The organism is Salmonella sp. SSDFZ69, assembly GCF_004010755.1.
Classification (GTDB): domain Bacteria; phylum Pseudomonadota; class Gammaproteobacteria; order Enterobacterales; family Enterobacteriaceae; genus Salmonella; species Salmonella enterica.
Window position 1 is genome coordinate 1,952,619 of the sequence record NZ_CP034831.1, and the last position, 18,919, is coordinate 1,971,537.

Below are 18,919 nucleotides of genomic sequence, written 5' to 3' on the forward strand. Positions count from 1 at the left end.
GCCAATTCAACAGGGGCCTTTTTTTCTCCTTCATATTTCAAGCCGCAGCAGCGTTGGCCGCCTCGCGCACCCCGGTCACGTAGCTACCTACGTTCCCGGGGATTTGCTGCGTTGCCGCCTTGCTGCAACTTGAACTATTTTGGAGAAACGGTGCTATACGTAACGGTCATTCGGCAATCCATCACGGTTTACGCGCAATCAGCACCGCGCGCTGCGGGGCGGGATAGCCTTCCACCGTCTTGCTGCGATCGTTCGGGTCGAGGAAATCGGCCAGCGACTCGGTAACCATCCATTCGGTACGGCGCTGCTCTTCGGTGGTAGTGACGCAGACATCGGCGATACGCACGTCAATAAAGCCGCATTTTTCCAGCCATTTTTTTAATGCCGGCGCGGAAGGAATAAAATAGACGTTACGCATCTGCGCGTAGCGGTCACCCGGCACCAAAACGGTATTTTCGTCGCCGTCGATGACCAGCGTTTCCAGTACCAGTTCACCCTCGTTGACCAACTGATCTTTTAACTGCCACAGATGTTCCAGCGGCGAGCGACGGTGATAAAGCACCCCCATCGAGAAGACGGTATCAAATGCTTTCAGTGCCGGGAGTTGTTCAATGCCCAACGGCAGCAGATGCGCGCGCTGATCGTTACCCAACAGTTTACGCACCGCCTCAAACTGGCAGAGGAAAAGCTGTGTAGGATCGATGCCGACCGCCAGATGTGCGCCCGCGCCAATCATCCGCCACAGGTGATAGCCGCTGCCGCAGCCGACATCAAGGATCGTCCGGCCGGTTAAATCTGACAGATGCGGCAGTACGCGATCCCACTTCCAGTCTGAGCGCCATTCGGTATCAATATCTACGCCATAAAGCGAGAACGGGCCTTTACGCCACGGCATCAGATTACGCAGCAATGTATCAATACGCTTTAGCTGACCTTCGCTGAGCGGCGTTTCGCTTTCCGCCGTGACACTGTGCAGTAAATCCAGCCGCCAGGGCGTAATTTCCGGTAAAAATTCTACCGCGTTCGACCACTGTTTAAACAAGCCATGCTGCTGCTCGCGTTGCCAGGCGGCAATCTGCGCGGGCAATGTTTCCAGCCAGTGGGAGAGGTGATTTTTAGCAATGAGCTGATAAAAGTTACCAAACTCGATCATGCGGCAACTCCGGCTTTTAACGCGACAAGCGACCCGAAATTAAAGCACTGGAACCACAGTTCACTGTGTTCGAAACCCGCCTGACGCAGGCGCGCTTTATGTGTTTCCACCGAGTCGGTGAGCATCACGTTTTCCAGCATACTGCGCTTCTGGCTGATCTCCAGTTCGCTGTACCCATTAGCGCGTTTAAAATCGTGGTGCATGTTGAATAACAGCTCGCCCACTTTCGCGTCTTCAAAGCTAAATTTTTCCGACAGTACCAGCGCGCCGCCGGGATTCAACCCCAGGTAAATCTTATCCAGCAATGCCTGGCGTTCGGCAGGTTCAAGGAATTGCAGGGTAAAATTCAGCACCACCATCGAGGCGTTTTCAATAGTGATATCGCGGATATCGCCTTCAACGACTTCAACCGGCGTAGGCGCTTTATACGCATCAATATGACGGCGGCAGCGTTCAATCATGGCCGGGGAGTTATCGACGGCGATAATGCGACAATGCTCATGGCGGATATTACGCCGAACAGACAGCGTCGCGGCACCCAGCGAGCAGCCCAGATCGTAGACCTGCGTGTTCGGCTGCACAAAGCGTTCAGCTAACATGCCGATCATGGAGATGATGTTGGAGTAGCCTGGTACCGAACGCTGAATCATGTCGGGGAAAACTTCGGCTACTCGTTCATCAAAAGTCCAGTCGCCGAGACGGGCGATAGGCGCAGAAAAAAGCGTGTCGCGGTGAGACATAACGTATACATCCGGGAAAAATAAAGGCGCATATTGTGCGCTAATACAGGGAGAAAACCAACTCCCAGGGCATATACCACAGGTTTGCCAGCACCATCAGCAACAATGCGCACCAGGTCGCGCTCATCCCCGCCCGCCGCCAGCGGAACAGGCGGTGGTGAAAACCGTAATAATGCATCAGCCGACCGGCGATTAAAATGATGCCGCAGATATGCACCATCCACGTTTCGGCGCCGTTCATTTCCATAAACAGCAGCAGCACCAGCGCGACAGGAATATATTCCACCGCGTTGCCATGAATACGGATGGCGCTTTGCAATTCGCTAAAACCGCCGTCGCCATAGGCGACACGGTACTGCATTCGCAAGCGAACGACATTAAAAGAGAACTTCATTAATAATAACGCACCCAAAACGGCATACAGCGCGCTTACCATACAAACTCCCTTTTAAAATGGCTGATGGCACTGTCTATGATAGGGGGCATTTTCAGAAAAGAGAAGATTGCTGTGGAATGGACGGAGCAGTGCCGATTTCCGGTAAGACGCTGCGTAAATCATGCCAAAGCGTATTCACCAGTTCCGGCGCCTGCGCGATATCCGGAGTATGTAAAAACAGAAAAGGCGTGGTGGTCTGCCGCCACTGCGGGAGTTTCTGCAACCAGGCGGCGAAAAACTCACGGTTTTGCGCCATATTATCGCTACCGATAAAACGCACCATCGGATGGCTGGCCGTCACGACCGCATGTACCGGGACTTTGGGTTTTTTTCGCTGCGCGTCGCGGACGGCCTCGCTGTGGGGATGGGCGGCATGTACCGGACGACTATCCAGGATCACGCGGTTTACGCCGCGCGCGTGTAACCCGCGATTGAGCCGCTGTTCATCCTCACCCTTGTCAAAAAAACACGGATGACGAACTTCTACGCCATAGGTAAACGTGGCGGGGAGCGCATCAAGAAACTGCCATAAGGCGGGGAGATCGCGCGGTCCAAAGGCGGCGGGCAACTGCAGCCAGTATTGGCCAATACGCGTTTCCAGCGGCGCCAGACGGGTAAAAAACGCCTGTACCAGATCGTCGCAATGGCGCAGCGCGGCCTGGTGAGAAATGGTGGCGGGAAATTTAAAGCAAAAACGGAAATCGTCCGTAGTTTGCGCATACCAGCGATCGACAATTTCCGCTTTCGGCAGCGCGTAAAGCGTGGTGTTGCCCTCCACGCAGTTAAAGTGGCGGGCATACTCTTCCAGACTGGTGATGCCGAGCCGCGCCCATTTCGGGTGCGACCATTGCGGCAAGCCAATGTAGATCATAAGGCGTTTAAAATATCCTCTACGCTGCGTACCCGGCCAATGCGCGGGAAAATATGCGTCATACTGCTCTGATGCTGCTCACTGCTGGCGGCGCTACAGGTATCTTCGGCAATAATAAGGTTAAATCCCAACTCCCAGGCGTTACGCGCTGTGGATTCGACGCCGATATTGGTTGAGATTCCGCACAATATAATGGTGTCGATACCCCGGCGGCGAAGCTGTAATTCCAGGTCGGTGCCGTAAAACGCGCCCCACTGGCGTTTAGTCACTTCCAGATCGCTGTCCTTTTTACCCAATGCCGTAGGCCAGGTCCACCAGTTTTCCGGCAACGCGTGCGCAGGCGTTGCGGCATCCACCGGCTGTTTTAACGCTTCGGCATAATCATCAGACCATCCGACGCGTACCATAACCACGGGCGAGCCGTTGGCGCGACACTTTTCCGCCAGCCGCGCGGCGCGGGCGACCACCTCATTTGCCGTATACGGGCCGCCGGCAAACGGAAGAATTCCTTCCTGTAAATCAATAACCACCAGGGCGGTTGTGGTCGCGTTGAGTTTCAGCATGATAATCACTCTCCTAAAAATAGCGGATTTCACTACACCTTAAGCGCGATTAAAGGGGAAAGCGGCGACAAATATTGTTAATTTTTGTGAGCATACGCAATACCCGCGTGAAAAAGCCGGATACAGTCAGTATGAACCAGGCGTCGATCCCGCATGAAACGGGCAAGTTATCGCTCCCATGCTGGATTGACTCTTATCGTGCGGCAGAATTTCCAGTATAATAGCCGCCTTTTTTCATCCAGTTGTGACATACAGCTAAAGCTGCGACTTCGTCGCCTGCATGGCAGGCAACAATCCGCCTGCGGCTAAGTTAAGGGATATCTCATGCGTACAGAATATTGCGGACAGCTACGTCTGTCCCACGTGGGGCAGCAGGTGACTCTGTGTGGTTGGGTCAACCGTCGTCGTGATCTTGGCAGCCTGATCTTTATCGATATGCGCGACCGCGAAGGTATTGTGCAGGTGTTCTTCGATCCGGATCGTGCGGACGCGTTAAAGCTGGCCTCTGAACTGCGTAATGAGTTCTGCATTCAGGTTACGGGCACCGTGCGTGCGCGTGACGCGAAAAACGTCAATGCGGATATGGCGACCGGCGAAATTGAAGTGCTGGCGTCCTCTCTCACTATCATCAACCGCGCAGACTCACTGCCGCTTGACGCTAACCACGTTAATACCGAAGAGGCGCGTCTCAAGTACCGCTATCTGGATTTGCGTCGTCCGGAAATGGCGCAGCGCCTGAAAACTCGCGCCAAAATTACCAGCCTGGTGCGTCGTTTTATGGACGATCACGGTTTCCTTGATATTGAAACGCCGATGCTGACCAAAGCCACGCCGGAAGGCGCGCGCGACTATCTGGTGCCTTCGCGCGTGCACAAAGGCAAATTCTACGCGTTGCCGCAGTCGCCGCAGCTGTTCAAACAGCTTCTGATGATGTCCGGTTTCGATCGTTACTATCAGATAGTCAAATGCTTCCGTGATGAAGACTTACGTGCTGACCGTCAGCCGGAGTTTACTCAGATCGACGTCGAGACCTCCTTCATGACCGCGCCACAGGTGCGCGAAGTGATGGAAGCGCTGGTGCGCCATTTGTGGCTGGAAGTGAAAGGCGTGGATCTGGGGGATTTCCCGGTCATGACGTTTGCCGAAGCGGAACGTCGCTACGGTTCCGACAAGCCAGACCTGCGTAACCCGATGGAACTGGTAGATGTCGCTGACCTGCTGAAATCGGTAGAGTTCGCGGTCTTCGCGGGCCCGGCTAACGATCCGAAAGGCCGCGTGGCAGCGCTGCGTGTGCCTGGCGGCGCACAGCTTAGCCGTAAGCAGATCGACGATTACGGTAACTTTGTTAAGATCTACGGCGCGAAAGGACTGGCATATATCAAAGTTAACGAGCGCGCGAAAGGTCTGGACGGGATTAACAGTCCGGTGGCCAAGTTCCTGACCGCCGACATCGTCGACGCTATCCTTGAACGTACCGGCGCGCAGGACGGCGACATGATCTTCTTCGGCGCAGATAACAAAAAAGTGGTTGCTGATGCGCTGGGCGCGCTGCGTCTGAAACTGGGCAAAGACCTGAGCCTGACCGACGAAGACAAATGGGCGCCGCTGTGGGTGATTGACTTCCCGATGTTCGAAGACGACGGCGAAGGCGGTCTGACCGCGATGCACCATCCGTTCACCGCCCCGCGTGACATGACGGCGTCTGAACTGAAAACTGCGCCGGAAGAAGCCGTCGCTAACGCTTACGATATGGTGATTAACGGCTATGAAGTGGGCGGCGGTTCGGTGCGTATTCACAACGGTGAAATGCAGCAAACCGTATTTGGTATTCTCGGTATCAATGAGCAGGAGCAGCGCGAGAAGTTCGGCTTCCTGTTGGATGCGTTGAAATACGGTACGCCGCCGCATGCGGGCCTGGCGTTTGGTCTGGACCGTCTGACCATGCTGTTGACCGGCACCGATAATATTCGTGATGTTATCGCCTTCCCGAAAACGACCGCCGCCGCGTGTCTGATGACCGAAGCGCCGAGTTTCGCCAACCAGGCAGCGTTGACGGAGTTGGGGATTCAGGTTGTAAAGAAAGCCGAGAATAACTGATATGAACAATGTACACGACATCATTCGCGTGATATCGCGGCGGCCCGCAGGGGCGAGTCTCATCCGTCACCCAACAGCCAACAACGAGGTCGCGTGAAGGATAAAGTGTACAAGCGCCCCGTTTCGGTCCTGGTGGTTATTTTCGCGCAGGATACGAAACGGGTGCTAATGTTGCAGCGACGCGATGACCCGGATTTTTGGCAGTCAGTGACTGGCAGCATAGAAGAAGGGGAGACCGCGTTGCAGGCCGCCGTACGTGAAGTCAAAGAGGAGGTCACGATTGATGTTGCGGCAGAGCAACTGACCTTAATCGACTGCCAACGTACGGTGGAGTTTGAAATTTTTTCACATTTACGTCATCGCTATGCGCCGGGCGTCATGCACAATACAGAATTCTGGTTCTGCCTTGCGTTACCGCATGAGCGGCAGGTGATATTCACTGAACATCTGACGTACCAGTGGCTTGATGCGCCTGACGCGGCGGCGCTTACCAAGTCCTGGAGTAACCGGCAAGCGATTGAAGAGTTTGTCATTAACGTCGCCTGAAAAGGCGCGCTTTTTTTGAGGAAATATTTATGGCAGGTCATAGTAAATGGGCCAACACCAGACATCGTAAAGCTGCGCAAGATGCCAAGCGCGGTAAAATCTTCACTAAAATTATTCGTGAACTGGTAACGGCAGCTAAATTGGGCGGCGGCGATCCGGATGCCAACCCGCGTCTGCGCGCGGCTGTAGATAAAGCGCTGGCCAACAACATGACCCGCGACACTCTGAACCGTGCCATCGCTCGCGGTGTGGGTGGTGATGAAGACTCGAACATGGAAACCATCATCTATGAAGGTTATGGTCCTGGTGGCACGGCCATTATGATTGAGTGTCTGAGTGACAACCGTAACCGTACCGTAGCGGAAGTGCGTCATGCTTTCAGCAAGTGCGGCGGTAATCTGGGTACCGATGGCTCAGTGGCGTACCTGTTCAGTAAGAAAGGGGTCATCTCCTTTGAGAAAGGCGATGAAGACACCATCATGGAAGCTGCTCTGGAAGCTGGCGCGGAAGATGTTGTGACCTATGATGATGGCGCGATTGATGTTTACACTGCCTGGGAAGAGATGGGCAAAGTGCGTGACGCGCTGGAAGCGGCGGGTCTGAAAGCGGACAGCGCCGAAGTGTCCATGATCCCGTCAACCAAAGCGGATATGGATGCGGAAACCGCGCCGAAACTGCTACGTCTGATCGATATGCTGGAAGACTGTGACGATGTTCAGGAAGTCTACCATAACGGTGAGATCTCTGATGAGGTGGCGGCGACCCTGTAATGGTGCTGCTAAACGCCGGCGGGCAGGGGGTATAGCGTGTCGATTATTCTCGGTATTGACCCCGGCTCGCGCATTACCGGTTATGGCGTTATCCGCCAGGTAGGCAGACAACTGACCTATCTGGGCAGCGGATGTATTCGTACCAAAGTCGATGATTTGCCGTCTCGTTTGAAGCTCATATACGCAGGCGTGACGGAAATCATCACGCAGTTCCAGCCGGACTATTTTGCTATCGAACAGGTGTTTATGGCGAAGAACGCCGATTCAGCCCTCAAGCTGGGACAGGCGCGCGGCGTCGCGATTGTCGCCGCGGTCAATCAGGAACTGCCCGTGTTTGAATACGCAGCGCGTCAGGTGAAGCAAACCGTCGTCGGTATTGGTAGCGCGGAAAAAAGCCAGGTACAGCATATGGTTCGTACGTTGCTAAAGCTCCCCGCTAACCCGCAGGCCGATGCCGCGGATGCGCTGGCTATCGCCATTACGCATTGCCACGTTAGCCAGAACGCGATGCAAATGAGCGAGAGCCGACTCAATCTGGCGCGGGGAAGGTTGCGCTAAATCATTCTCCCTCAGCCTCGCGTTGAGGGTTTTCAATTCCACAGGCGCTAATTAATTCTAAATTGGGATGTTGCCACAGGCTGGCTGGCGTCACCGTCTTACGATCCCACGGGATTGAACCTAAAAACCAGAATTTCCAGAAGGCGAGTTTCGCATCAGGATTGCTGTGAAGTAATTCTTCGAATGTCTCAATATCGCCTACCGGAATACACAATGCTTCTTTATAGATATCAAACACAAATTTCGAGCAGAACTGGCGCGATGACTCGTATTTAAACCCCGTGTGATAAAACTTATTCAGCCGGGCGGGAACCTGTTCCATGATGGCGAGTTTCTGTTCGACCGTCAGGCCGCCGCACAGGCGACGAACGGCGTAACGTTGTCCGGCTGAACGTTGTATAAACAGTGACAGCGTGGTGACGGTTGAGAGGGGGACGCGACTTTCCGCCACCAGATAGTCATCACCATTATGACCAATAATAATCCCAACATGGTTGCTCCAGCACTGTGAAGCGGTGGATATCTGGCCGAAAAGCGCGGCACCTATACAGGTAAAGACGATATCCCCGGTTTCATATTGGACAGAATAATGTTTTTTCATCTCTGCATTCCATTATTTGAAATAAATTCCTTTTATTTATTCTACAGGGTAGTTAGCATTATACCAGATAAATGACAAGCCTTAGGCTCATCGAAATATGTATGGTGAATATTTCATTTATTGGAATTAATGTCGCAAATATATTTGGGGGGGATTAAGGTGGTAAATTTCTCATCATCTGATCTCTCATATTGACAGGGAGTATGACGTGGTTGATGATAAACCAATGAGAATAGGTTGGGTATTTTATTTTTCTTATATTTTTGTTGCTATTATCTTTCATCTGTTTATTAGTTTTTGTTATTGTTTGAGTATTGATATGGCAGAGGCTAATACTGTTGTTTTTTTATTAAAGCCAGGGACGATTTCATTATTATTTTTGCTTCTCCCTGCCAGGCGGTTCAGGACCAGACTGTTGGCAACATTGAGTTCAGTTTTCATTACCTTAGTATTTAACCAGTGGCATTTGGTTGCCGGGAATAAAGAACTGGTTTTGTGCCTGCAGGCAGCGTGCTTTATGGCTTTCCTGGCTATGACATCGGTAAAAAAATCCGGGTGGATGATTAGCGCATCATTATTTTTGGTTTGTGCGGCCGGAACGATTCGCCAGTGCTGGCTGGAACAGCTGTTTAACGCTGCCGATATATATATTGTTGATGATGGGCGGAGCTGTGGCGCCAGCGGCCACTGCTTCCAGTATATTGCAGCAAAAGGCCGTGGGTTAGCAGCAAAACGACAGGCACTTTTTAGTAGCGAAGAGTATGTGAATATTTATTATAGTTATTCAGAAGGGATGCCAGCCGTGAATTTCGATGGCATGAAAAATGAGTTTGTACAATATTTATTGTGTCATGGCGAATTAAAATCTGTTGCGCGCGACGATAAAACAACATGCGATTAAATTCAGCGCTAGTGGTTAATATTATTAAATCTATTCTCGGGTCTGTTTTTTTGGAGGCCCGATGTTCCGCTGTTGGCATTCGTACTGGATACATTATTAGTGTTATCAGGATACTCATTATTGAAGACTACCGAACGTGCGCCACGGCATGTTGGCAAAAAGTTATTCGCGTAGGACGCAAAAAGTTGTCAATGAGTGTACGACTTATTTTGTACGCAGCGGGGAGCGTACCCGTCGTTAACCATCACGGGTTGTTGGAGTAGAGAAATATCGGGATAAGTGTTTTTCATCTGGATAAACATCCAGTCTTTTTTTATGATAGTGCATTATCTTTTCAGCCCTTTACGCAGGAGCGTCATGTGATAGGCAGACTCAGAGGCATTATTCTCGAAAAACAACCCCCGATCGTGCTGCTGGAGACAGGGGGAGTAGGCTATGAAGTACATATGCCTATGACCTGCTTTTACGAGCTGCCGGAGGCCGGGCAGGAGGCAATCGTCTTCACCCACTTCGTGGTGCGTGAAGATGCGCAGTTGCTGTACGGATTCAACAATAAGCAAGAGCGCACGCTGTTTAAAGAGCTAATTAAAACGAATGGCGTCGGGCCTAAGCTGGCGCTGGCGATTCTCTCCGGCATGTCGGCGCAGCAGTTCGTCAATGCGGTTGAGCGCGAAGAGCTTGGCGCACTGGTGAAGCTGCCGGGTATCGGCAAGAAAACCGCCGAAAGGCTGATTGTCGAAATGAAAGACCGCTTTAAAGGGCTACATGGCGATCTCTTTACGCCAGCGGTCGATCTGGTATTGACGTCGCCGGCCAGCCCAACCTCGGAAGATGCAGAACAAGAAGCAGTTGCTGCGCTGGTGGCGCTGGGTTATAAACCGCAAGAAGCCAGTCGGATGGTAAGCAAGATCGCCCGTCCGGATGCAAGCAGTGAAACACTGATTCGCGACGCGTTACGCGCCGCGTTATGAGGTAAAGGATGATAGAAGCAGATCGCCTGATTTCAGCAGGCGCCACGATCGCTGAAGACGTCGCCGATCGCGCCATTCGCCCGAAGCTATTGGCGGAATATGTCGGCCAACCGCAGGTGCGCTCCCAGATGGAGATCTTTATTCAGGCGGCAAAACGGCGTGGCGACGCACTAGATCACTTGCTGATTTTCGGCCCGCCAGGGTTAGGTAAAACGACTCTGGCGAATATCGTTGCCAATGAAATGGGCGTCAATCTCCGAACCACGTCTGGCCCGGTGCTGGAAAAAGCAGGCGATCTGGCGGCTATGCTCACCAATCTTGAACCGCATGATGTGCTGTTTATTGATGAGATTCACCGGCTTTCACCGGTGGTGGAAGAGGTACTCTATCCGGCGATGGAAGATTACCAGTTGGATATTATGATTGGCGAAGGGCCTGCTGCACGTTCAATTAAGATCGATCTGCCGCCGTTTACGCTCATTGGCGCGACGACGCGAGCAGGTTCGCTGACCTCGCCGCTACGTGACCGTTTTGGTATTGTGCAGCGCCTGGAGTTCTACCAGGTGCCCGATCTGCAGCACATCGTCGGGCGCAGCGCAAGGCACATGGGGCTTGAGATGAGCGATGACGGCGCGCTGGAGGTGGCGCGTCGGGCGCGCGGTACGCCGCGTATAGCCAACCGCCTGCTCAGACGTGTGCGTGATTTCGCCGAGGTGAAGCATGACGGGGCTATTTCAGCGGAAATTGCCGCGCAGGCGCTGGATATGCTGAACGTCGATGCGGAAGGGTTTGACTATATGGATCGCAAGCTGCTGCTGGCGGTTATTGATAAATTCTTCGGTGGACCGGTCGGCCTGGATAACCTGGCGGCGGCGATTGGCGAAGAGCGTGAAACCATTGAGGATGTGCTGGAGCCGTATCTGATTCAGCAAGGCTTTTTGCAGCGCACGCCGCGTGGGCGTATGGCAACGGTGCGCGCCTGGAACCATTTCGGGATCACGCCGCCAGAGATGCCTTAGCGCCTGAAGTCGCTGCGCTCATCAGACCTGGGCGATTTTGTAGGCCCGGTAAGCGCAGCGCCACCGGGCAACACACGCTTAGCTTGCCTGCTTTTTCATCATACTGAAGATAAACAGCAGCGCGGCACACAGCACTACGGATGGCCCTGCCGGGGTATCATAAAAGGCTGAGAAGGTCAGTCCACCTGTAACCGCTATCATACCTACACCAACGGCGACGCCCGCCATCTGTTCCGGCGTACGGGCAAAGCGACGCGCGGTTGCGGCGGGGATAATCAGTAGCGACGTAATGATCAGCGCTCCGACAAACTTCATCGCCACGCCGATAGTTAACGCCGTTACCAGCATCAATAGCAGCTTCACGCGCTGTAACTTCACGCCATCGACAAAGGCAAGATCCGGACTGATAGTCATTGACAGCAAGTTGCGCCACTGCCAGAAGAGAATGGCCAGCACAATAACGACCCCAATAGCGATCGAGATAAGATCTTCCGGCGTGACGGCCAGTAAATCGCCAAACAGATAAGCCATTAAATCAACGCGGACGTTGGACATCAGGCTGACCACGACCAGTCCTAAAGATAAGGCGCTGTGCGCCATAATGCCCAGTAAGGTATCAATCGCGAGGTGAGGGCGTTTCTCCAGCCATACCAGACCGGCGGCCAGCAGCAGCGTAACGGCGATTACCGCATAAAAGGGGTTAACGTCCAGCAACAGGCCAAAAGCCACGCCCAGAAGCGACGCGTGAGCCAGCGTATCGCCAAAATAGGACATCCGACGCCAGACCACAAATGAGCCCAAAGGACCAGCGGCGCACGCCAGCATCATCCCGGCCAGCCAGCCGGGCAGTAATAATTCAATCATGAGTGACCATTTCCCCGGCGCAGTACAATACGACCCTGTAAATCGTGGCGATGATTATGATGATGGCGATAAATCCCTAATTGCTCCGCGCCTCGCGGGCCAAACATAGAGATAAATTCCGGATGCATAGACACCACTTCCGGCGCGCCGGAACAGCAAATATGATGGTTCAGGCATAACACTTCATCCGTCTTTGCCATGACCAGATGTAGGTCATGCGACACCATCAGCACGGCGCAATCGAGTTCGCGACGCAGCTGATCGATAAGGTCGTATAACGCGACCTGGCCGTTGACATCCACGCCTTGCGTCGGCTCATCAAGTACCAGCAACTGCGGCCTGTTAAGCAGAGCACGCGCCAGCAGTACGCGCTGTGTCTCGCCGCCGGAGAGTTTTTGCATGGGCGCGTCAATCAAATGTCCGGCCTGAACGCGTTTAAGCGCCGGGAGAATATCCGTTTTTTGCGTGCCGGGACGTAAACGTAAAAACCGGTTTACCGTCAGCGGAAGCGTGGTATCGAGATAGAGCTTTTGCGGGACATAGCCGATACGGAGTTGCCCGTTGCGCTTGATCACCCCATCATCAGGGGCTACCAGTCCTAAAACCACGCGTACAAGCGTTGACTTCCCCGCGCCGTTAGGGCCGAGAAGCGTTAAAATTTTTCCGGGGCTCAATTCAAGCGACACGTCAGAGAGGACGCGGCGTTGACCAAATGAGACCGAGACGTTTTCCAGTGAAACTAAACTTGTCATGTTAATTTTAGGCTTGCAGAAGTGATAGAATGTTATAATATCACATTTCACACATTCATTACGATGATTAGTCGCATTATGTTACAGAAAAATACGCTTCTTTTCGCAGCATTATCCGCCGCGCTTTGGGGGAGTGCAACCCAGGCTGCCGACGCCGCCGTTGTCGCTTCGCTTAAACCGCTTGGGTTTATCGCTTCCGCCATTGCTGATGGCGTTACGGATACACAAGTATTACTTCCGGATGGGGCTTCCGAGCATGATTATTCATTGCGTCCATCAGACGTAAAACGCTTACAGGGCGCGGACTTAGTCGTCTGGGTTGGCCCGGAAATGGAAGCCTTTATGGAGAAGTCGGTCAGGAATATCCCTGATAATAAGCAGGTTACCATTGCGCAACTTGCCGATGTAAAACCGTTACTCATGAAGGGCGCGGATGATGATGAGGATGAACATGCGCATACGGGCGCCGATGAGGAAAAAGGTGACGTACATCACCATCACGGCGAATATAACATGCATCTTTGGCTCTCCCCAGAGATAGCGCGGGCTACAGCGGTTGCAATCCATGAAAAATTAGTGGAACTTATGCCGCAAAGTCGAGCCAAACTCGACGCCAACCTGAAGGATTTTGAGGCACAATTAGCCGCAACCGATAAACAGGTCGGTAACGAGCTCGCGCCGCTCAAGGGGAAAGGGTATTTCGTTTTTCATGACGCCTACGGTTACTACGAAAAACACTACGGACTCACCCCGCTCGGTCACTTTACCGTGAACCCTGAGATACAACCTGGCGCGCAGCGTTTACATGAAATAAGAACACAGTTGGTTGAGCAAAAAGCAACCTGCGTTTTTGCTGAGCCACAATTCAGGCCAGCGGTCGTGGAAGCCGTGGCGAGAGGGACATCCGTTCGAATGGGAACACTGGACCCCCTCGGGACGAACATTAAACTGGGTAAAACAAGCTATTCAGCGTTTTTAAGCCAATTAGCCAACCAGTATGCGAGCTGCCTGAAAGGAGATTAACGAGGAAGTGAATACGTGCAACAGATAGCCCGCTCTGTCGCCCTGGCATTTAATAATCTGCCCCGACCCCACCGCGTTATGCTGGGGTCACTTACCGTTCTGACACTGGCCGTCGCCGTATGGCGGCCCTATGTTTACCACCCAGAATCCGCGCCAATCGTTAAAACTATTGAACTGGAGAAAAGCGAGATTCGTTCCCTCTTACCGGAGGCCAGCGAACCCATCGATCAGGCCGCGCAGGAAGATGAAGCTATTCCTCAGGATGAGCTGGACGATAAAACCGCAGGCGAAGTCGGCGTCCATGAATACGTCGTCTCCACAGGCGATACGTTAAGCAGCATTCTGAATCAGTACGGCATCGATATGAGCGATATTAGCCGACTTGCCGCTTCTGATAAGGAGCTGCGCAATCTGAAAATTGGCCAACAGCTTTCCTGGACACTGACCGCCGATGGCGATTTACAGCGTCTGACATGGGAAGTCTCCCGCCGTGAAACGCGTACCTACGATCGCACTGCCAACGGTTTTAAAATGAGCAGTGAAATGCAGCAGGGGGACTGGGTCAACAGTCTGCTGAAAGGTACGGTAGGGGGTAGCTTTGTCGCCAGCGCGAAAGAGGCCGGTTTAACCAGCAGCGAAATCAGCGCAGTGATAAAAGCCATGCAGTGGCAGATGGATTTTCGCAAGCTGAAAAAGGGCGATGAATTTTCGGTTCTGATGTCGCGCGAGATGCTGGATGGCAAGCGTGAACAGAGTCAGTTGTTGGGCGTGCGGATGCGTTCCGATGGTAAAGATTACTACGCCATTCGCGCCGCTGACGGTAAATTCTATGACCGTAACGGTGTTGGCCTGGCGAAAGGCTTTTTACGCTTCCCGACCGCCAAACAGTTCCGTATCTCCTCCAACTTCAATCCGCGCCGTCTGAACCCGGTTACTGGACGCGTTGCGCCGCATCGTGGCGTTGACTTTGCGATGCCGCAGGGTACGCCGGTGCTGTCGGTGGGGGATGGCGAGGTCGTGGTCGCTAAACGTAGCGGCGCTGCCGGTTACTACATTGCGATTCGTCATGGACGCACCTACACCACACGTTACATGCACTTGCGTAAGCTGCTGGTGAAACCGGGGCAAAAAGTGAAACGTGGCGATCGTATTGCGCTTTCTGGTAACACCGGGCGTTCCACAGGGCCGCATCTGCATTATGAGGTATGGATCAACCAGCAAGCCGTTAACCCTCTAACAGCAAAATTGCCGCGCACGGAAGGTCTGACGGGGTCAGATCGTCGTGAATACCTGGCACAGGTGAAAGAGGTTCTGCCGCAACTGCGCTTCGATTAACAAATGCGCTGACAGAGCCGGTACGCGATGTGTGCCGGCTTTTTTGTTTTGTGTGAGACGCAGACGTCGCTACACTATTCACAATTCCTTTTCGCGTCAGCAGACCCTGGAAAAGCATGGAAACCAAAAAAAATAATAGTGAGTATATCCCTGAATTCGAAAAATCCTTTCGCTATCCGCAGTATTGGGGCGCCTGGTTGGGCGCTGCGGCAATGGCGGGGATCGCACTAACACCGGCATCATTCCGCGACCCTTTGCTGGCGACGCTGGGGCGTTTTGCCGGACGGCTGGGGAAGAGTTCTCGTCGCCGGGCGCTAATTAATCTGTCGTTGTGCTTTCCGCAGCGTAGCGAAGCTGAGCGCGAAGCGATTGTCGATGAGATGTTCGCCACCGCGCCACAGGCAATGGCGATGATGGCTGAGTTGGCGATGCGCGGTCCGAAAAAAATTCAACAGCGTGTTGACTGGGAAGGTCTGGAAATCATTGAGGAGATGCGTCGTAACGACGAAAAAGTCATTTTTCTCGTACCGCATGGCTGGGGCGTCGACATTCCAGCCATGCTGATGGCCTCTCAGGGGCAAAAAATGGCGGCGATGTTTCATAATCAGGGTAATCCGGTTTTTGACTATATCTGGAACACAGTGCGTCGGCGTTTCGGCGGACGTTTGCATGCGCGTAATGACGGGATTAAACCCTTTATTCAGTCTGTTCGTCAGGGCTACTGGGGTTACTACCTGCCGGACCAGGATCACGGCCCGGAGCATAGTGAATTCGTTGATTTCTTTGCGACATACAAAGCGACGCTGCCTGCAATTGGTCGGCTGATGAAAGTGTGCCGCGCACGCGTGATACCGCTTTTCCCGGTGTATAATGGTAAAACGCATCGCCTGACTATCCAGATTCGCCCGCCAATGGACGATCTGCTCACGGCTGACGACCACACTATCGCCAGACGGATGAACGAAGAGGTCGAAATTTTTGTCGGCCCGCATCCGGAACAGTACACCTGGATCCTGAAGCTGCTCAAAACCCGCAAGCCAGGCGAGATTCAGCCGTATAAGCGTAAAGATCTTTATCCCATCAAATAAATAAAGCCTCTCGTAAGAGAGGCTTTATGCTGACAAACCCTGTACTACCTGATGAACAGGCGTGGGGGAGTTTTACTCAACGGTCAAAATACGCGTGGTATTGGTTGAACCGACGGTGCTCATGACATCGCCCTGGGTCACGATAACCAGGTCGCCGGAAACCAGATACCCTTTATCGCGCAGCAGATTAACAGCTTCATGTGCCGCGACAACGCCATCAGCCGCGCTGTCAAAATGCACCGGCGTTACTCCGCGGTAGAGCGCGGTCAGGTTGAGCGTGCGTTCATGGCGCGACATGGCGAAAATCGGCAGGCCGGAGCTGATACGGGAAGTCATTAGCGCGGTACGACCGGATTCCGTCATGGTGATGATCGCGGTAACGCCTTTCAGATGGTTTGCCGCATACATCGCAGACATGGCAATAGCTTCTTCAACGTTGTCGAACTGCACGTCGAGACGGTGTTTAGACACATTGATGCTGGGGATTTTTTCTGCGCCCAGGCAGACGCGCGCCATTGCGGCAACGGTTTCAGAAGGATACTGACCGGCTGCGGTTTCGGCAGACAGCATAACCGCATCCGTGCCATCCAGGACGGCGTTCGCCACGTCCATCACTTCCGCACGGGTCGGCATCGGGTTGGTGATCATCGACTCCATCATCTGCGTTGCGGTGATGACTGCGCGGTTTAGCTGACGCGCACGGCGAATCAGCGCCTTCTGGATACCAACCAGCTCCGGATCGCCGATTTCAACGCCCAGGTCGCCACGTGCGACCATCACAACGTCAGAGGCCAGAATGATATCGTCCATGGCGTTTTGGTCGCATACCGCTTCGGCGCGTTCGACTTTAGCCACAATTTTCGCGTCGCAGCCGGCGTCGCGTGCCAGGCGGCGTGCATAGTTCAGATCTTCGCCGCAGCGCGGGAAGGATACGGCCAGATAGTCAACACCTATCAGCGCAGCGGTTTGAATATCGGCTTTGTCTTTTTCGGTCAGCGCTTCAGCAGAAAGCCCGCCGCCGAGCTTGTTAATGCCTTTATTGTTAGACAGCGGGCCGCCGACGGTGACCTCGGTAAAGACTTTCATGCCCTGGACTTCAAGCACTTTCAACTGCACTCGACCATCGTCAAGCAGCAGGATATCGCCAGGAACGACGTCTGCCGGCAACCCTTTGTAATCAATGCCGACTTTTTCTTTGTCGCCTTCGCCTTTACCCAGGTTAGCGTCTAACAGAAATTTGTCCCCGATATTGAGGAACACTTTGCCTTCTTTAAAAGTGGAAACGCGAATTTTTGGCCCTTGCAGGTCGCCTAAAATAGCCACATGACGCCCCAGTTTGGCGGCAATCTCACGGACTTTATCAGCACGCATTTTATGATCTTCCGGCGAGCCGTGAGAGAAGTTCATACGTACTACGTTTGCGCCCGCGGCGATAACCTTCTCAAGGTTGTTATCGCGGTCAGTTGCCGGGCCTAACGTGGTAACGATTTTGGTTCTGCGAAGCCTTCTGGACATGTAATACTCCGTTGACTAAAACAACTTGGTGTTGCGTGAACATTGATCCGGTCGTTCTGAAACCTTAACGGTATAAAATGAACGTCCCCGGATGACGAAAAGGGTAGAACATTGTTATTGCTTTTAGCGGTCATCACTCTTGATGAGTAATTCTTTATCAAAACGCGATTCCTTGAGCGCTTCCTTGACACGCTTCAAGTTATCTCTGAATTTTGCCCCGCGACGCAAAGTAAATCCCGTTGCCAGCACATCTATCACGGTCAGCTGAGCAAGTCGAGAGACCATGGGCATATAAATGTCTGTATCTTCCGGTACGTCGAGGGTAATGGCCAGCGTGGCTTCGCGCGCCAGCGGCGTTCCAGCGGAGGTCAGGGCGATCACCATCGCATCGTTTTCCCGCGCCAACTGCGCCAGTTCCACCAGGCTCTTGGTTCTGCCAGTATGCGAAATGAGCACGACGACGTCATCATCGTTACAATTCATACAGCTCATCCGTTGCAGCACGATATCGTCGGAGTAAATCACCGGCACATTGAAGCGAAAAAACTTATTCATGGCGTCATGCGCGACTGCGGCGGAGGAACCAAGACCAAAAAAGGCGATTTTTTTTGCCTGGGTCAGTAAATCGACGGCGCGGTTGACGGCCGATTTATCCAGCGACTGACGAACATGGTCGAGACTGGCCATGGCGGACTCGAAGATTTTTCCTGTATAGGCCTCAACGCTGTCATCTTCATCCACATTGCGATTAACATAGGGGGTGCCATTTGCCAGACTTTGCGCCAGATGCAGTTTAAAATCAGGAAAGCCGCGGGTATTCATGCTGCGACAGAAACGGTTCACCGTTGGCTCGCTAACGTTAGCTTCCTGGGCCAGCATGGCAATGCTTAAGTGAATCGATCTGCCTGGGGCGGCCAGAATAACATCGGCGACTTTTCGTTCAGATTTGCTTAAATGTTCCAGTTGAGACTGGACTTTTTCCAGCATATTCATGATTAGCAAGGCTCATGGGTATTAGCGATTTCAATGATGCGCGAAACCGAGCGCGTTTTGTTAGATATTACTCCTGGCGGCTGTCAAAGGGGGCAAAATGGCTAAAAAAGGTGTCGTTTTTTT

The 18,919-nt window shown here is 53.0% G+C and carries 20 protein-coding genes; 10 read left to right on the forward strand and 10 right to left on the reverse strand.

What is annotated here, in order from left to right:
- Positions 1–181: 181 nt before the first annotated feature.
- From cmoB to EOS98_RS09595, 5 genes are read right to left on the reverse strand one after another with little or no spacing between them, the layout of a single operon-like run.
- Entirely contained in the window at positions 182–1,153 is a 972-nt protein-coding gene (gene cmoB / locus EOS98_RS09575) for a tRNA 5-methoxyuridine(34)/uridine 5-oxyacetic acid(34) synthase CmoB (RefSeq protein ID WP_001648733.1), read from the reverse strand.
- Positions 1,150–1,893: a carboxy-S-adenosyl-L-methionine synthase CmoA gene (cmoA, locus tag EOS98_RS09580; RefSeq protein WP_000019609.1), complete on the reverse strand. Its 744-nt coding sequence runs from the start codon at positions 1,891–1,893 to the stop codon at positions 1,150–1,152. Before cmoA ends, cmoB begins: the two co-directional genes overlap by 4 nt.
- A 40-nt stretch (positions 1,894–1,933) precedes the next feature.
- Positions 1,934–2,329 (reverse strand): MAPEG family protein, encoded by a 396-nt coding sequence (locus EOS98_RS09585; protein WP_000252975.1) that lies wholly within the window; start codon positions 2,327–2,329, stop codon positions 1,934–1,936.
- Positions 2,330–2,381: 52 nt separating this feature from the next.
- Positions 2,382–3,200 (reverse strand): DUF72 domain-containing protein, encoded by an 819-nt coding sequence (locus EOS98_RS09590; protein WP_000639226.1) that lies wholly within the window; start codon positions 3,198–3,200, stop codon positions 2,382–2,384.
- Entirely contained in the window at positions 3,197–3,763 is a 567-nt protein-coding gene (locus EOS98_RS09595; protein ID WP_126524014.1) for a hydrolase, read from the reverse strand. Before EOS98_RS09595 ends, EOS98_RS09590 begins: the two co-directional genes overlap by 4 nt.
- A gap of 324 nt (positions 3,764–4,087) precedes the next feature.
- Here EOS98_RS09595 and aspS point away from each other — a divergent pair, with 324 nt between their 5' ends.
- The 4 genes from aspS (at position 4,088) to ruvC (ending at position 7,734) form a co-directional block, all read left to right on the forward strand.
- Positions 4,088–5,860, forward strand: coding sequence for an aspartate--tRNA ligase (aspS, locus tag EOS98_RS09600; protein WP_001258629.1), 1,773 nt, complete (start codon positions 4,088–4,090; stop codon positions 5,858–5,860).
- Positions 5,861–5,953: 93 nt separating this feature from the next.
- Positions 5,954–6,406 (forward strand): dihydroneopterin triphosphate diphosphatase, encoded by a 453-nt coding sequence (nudB, locus tag EOS98_RS09605; protein WP_000653693.1) that lies wholly within the window; start codon positions 5,954–5,956, stop codon positions 6,404–6,406.
- Between the two features lie 29 nt (positions 6,407–6,435).
- Complete coding sequence (locus tag EOS98_RS09610; RefSeq protein WP_000907242.1) at positions 6,436–7,176, forward strand: YebC/PmpR family DNA-binding transcriptional regulator; 741 nt, start codon at positions 6,436–6,438, stop codon at positions 7,174–7,176.
- Positions 7,177–7,212: 36 nt separating this feature from the next.
- Complete coding sequence (ruvC, locus tag EOS98_RS09615) at positions 7,213–7,734, forward strand: crossover junction endodeoxyribonuclease RuvC (protein WP_000022509.1); 522 nt, start codon at positions 7,213–7,215, stop codon at positions 7,732–7,734.
- A gap of 1 nt (position 7,735) precedes the next feature.
- On the opposite strand, the gene EOS98_RS09620 is transcribed toward ruvC, so the two are convergent.
- Positions 7,736–8,335 (reverse strand): YebB family permuted papain-like enzyme, encoded by a 600-nt coding sequence (locus tag EOS98_RS09620; RefSeq protein ID WP_000716749.1) that lies wholly within the window; start codon positions 8,333–8,335, stop codon positions 7,736–7,738.
- Positions 8,336–8,543: 208 nt separating this feature from the next.
- Between EOS98_RS09620 and EOS98_RS09625 the strand changes: the two genes are divergently transcribed.
- The 3 genes from EOS98_RS09625 (at position 8,544) to ruvB (ending at position 11,226) form a co-directional block, all read left to right on the forward strand.
- Positions 8,544–9,236 carry a hypothetical protein gene (locus EOS98_RS09625; protein ID WP_000227320.1) on the forward strand — a complete coding sequence of 231 codons (693 nt, stop codon included), beginning with the start codon at positions 8,544–8,546 and terminating at the stop codon, positions 9,234–9,236.
- A gap of 359 nt (positions 9,237–9,595) precedes the next feature.
- Positions 9,596–10,207 (forward strand): Holliday junction branch migration protein RuvA, encoded by a 612-nt coding sequence (gene ruvA, locus EOS98_RS09630; protein WP_000580335.1) that lies wholly within the window; start codon positions 9,596–9,598, stop codon positions 10,205–10,207.
- Between the two features lie 8 nt (positions 10,208–10,215).
- Positions 10,216–11,226 carry a Holliday junction branch migration DNA helicase RuvB gene (ruvB, locus tag EOS98_RS09635; protein WP_000568508.1) on the forward strand — a complete coding sequence of 337 codons (1,011 nt, stop codon included), beginning with the start codon at positions 10,216–10,218 and terminating at the stop codon, positions 11,224–11,226.
- 78 nt (positions 11,227–11,304) lie between these two features.
- Here ruvB and znuB read toward each other — a convergent pair whose 3' ends face one another.
- Positions 11,305–12,090, reverse strand: a complete 786-nt coding sequence (znuB, locus tag EOS98_RS09640) for a zinc ABC transporter permease subunit ZnuB (protein WP_000571508.1) — start codon at positions 12,088–12,090, stop codon at positions 11,305–11,307.
- Positions 12,087–12,842: a zinc ABC transporter ATP-binding protein ZnuC gene (gene znuC / locus EOS98_RS09645; protein ID WP_000203013.1), complete on the reverse strand. Its 756-nt coding sequence runs from the start codon at positions 12,840–12,842 to the stop codon at positions 12,087–12,089. Before znuC ends, znuB begins: the two co-directional genes overlap by 4 nt.
- A 78-nt stretch (positions 12,843–12,920) precedes the next feature.
- On the opposite strand from znuC, the gene znuA reads away from it, so the two are divergent.
- From znuA to lpxM, 3 genes are all read left to right on the forward strand, one after another.
- A complete protein-coding gene (gene znuA, locus EOS98_RS09650; RefSeq protein WP_000939597.1) occupies positions 12,921–13,865 on the forward strand; it encodes a zinc ABC transporter substrate-binding protein ZnuA in 945 nt (314 codons plus the stop codon).
- Positions 13,866–13,880: 15 nt separating this feature from the next.
- Entirely contained in the window at positions 13,881–15,200 is a 1,320-nt protein-coding gene (gene mepM / locus EOS98_RS09655) for a murein DD-endopeptidase MepM (RefSeq protein WP_001184028.1), read from the forward strand.
- Positions 15,201–15,316: 116 nt separating this feature from the next.
- Positions 15,317–16,288 (forward strand): lauroyl-Kdo(2)-lipid IV(A) myristoyltransferase, encoded by a 972-nt coding sequence (gene lpxM / locus EOS98_RS09660; protein ID WP_000448401.1) that lies wholly within the window; start codon positions 15,317–15,319, stop codon positions 16,286–16,288.
- Between the two features lie 72 nt (positions 16,289–16,360).
- Here the strand turns inward: lpxM and pyk are convergent, their stop codons facing one another.
- Positions 16,361–17,803 carry a pyruvate kinase gene (gene pyk / locus EOS98_RS09665; protein WP_000091156.1) on the reverse strand — a complete coding sequence of 481 codons (1,443 nt, stop codon included), beginning with the start codon at positions 17,801–17,803 and terminating at the stop codon, positions 16,361–16,363.
- A 123-nt stretch (positions 17,804–17,926) separates the two neighbouring features.
- On the reverse strand, positions 17,927–18,796 hold the full coding sequence (locus tag EOS98_RS09670) for a MurR/RpiR family transcriptional regulator (RefSeq protein WP_020898861.1): 870 nt from the start codon (positions 18,794–18,796) through the stop codon (positions 17,927–17,929).
- Between the last annotated feature and the right edge of the window lie 123 nt (positions 18,797–18,919).